General features: G+C 68.3%; 2 protein-coding genes. Both read left to right on the top strand.

Going from position 1 to position 678, the window contains the following annotated elements; translation table 11 throughout:
* Positions 1-321, top strand: a 321-nt coding sequence (locus CWM66_RS27990; protein WP_107147748.1) for a cell division/cell wall cluster transcriptional repressor MraZ, incomplete at its 5' end; no start/stop codon positions are given.
* Positions 322-335: 14 nt separating this feature from the next.
* A partial coding sequence (gene mraW, locus CWM66_RS27985; protein WP_107147747.1) for a 16S rRNA (cytosine(1402)-N(4))-methyltransferase occupies positions 336-678 on the top strand: 343 nt, incomplete at its 3' end.

Genomic DNA, 678 nt, shown 5'->3' with positions numbered 1-678 from the left:
GCCGGCTGCCTGTGGCTGTACGCGGAGAAGGAGTGGCAGCGGGTGCGCGACGACGTGATGTCCAAGCCCAACACCCTGCGCACCGTGCGCGTGCTGCAGCAGAAGCTGGTGGGTTCCTCGGCCGTGCTCGAACTGGACGGCAATGGCCGCCTGAGCATCCCGGCCAGCCACCGCAACGCGGTGGGTATCGAGAAGAAGGCCGTCCTGCTGGGCATGGGCGACAAGTTTGAACTGTGGAGCGAGCAGGCACATCGCGCGTTGATCCAGCAGACGTTGTCTGACGGGGATCTGGGCGATGGATTGCTCGACCTCAGGTTGTGAGCCGGGGTGCCCGGATGCGCCCTGACGCGCAGCCCGGTCACCTCCCGGTGTCGCAGCCGCCGGCGGCGCATCTGCCGGTGCTGTACACGCAGGTGCTGGAAGGCCTGCAGGTGATCGAGGACGGAACGTATCTGGATGGCACGTTCGGGCGTGGAGGCCACGCGCGCGGCGTGCTGCAACGACTCGGCCCGGGAGGCCGGCTGCTGGTGATGGACAAGGACCCCGAAGCGATCGCCGTGGCCGAACAGTCGTTCGGTGGCGATGCGCGCGTGTCCATCCGTCGTGCCAGCTTCGCCACGCTGGGCCAGTGGGACCAGGCGCAGGCGCTGGACGGCGTGCTGCTCGATCTCGGGGTGT

The sequence above is a fragment of the Kosakonia sp. H7A genome (assembly GCF_003028445.1).
GTDB lineage: Bacteria > Pseudomonadota > Gammaproteobacteria > Enterobacterales > Enterobacteriaceae > Kosakonia > Kosakonia radicincitans.
The sequence above is the reverse complement of the archived record's forward strand: the minus strand, read 5'-3'. Positions and strand labels throughout refer to the sequence as shown.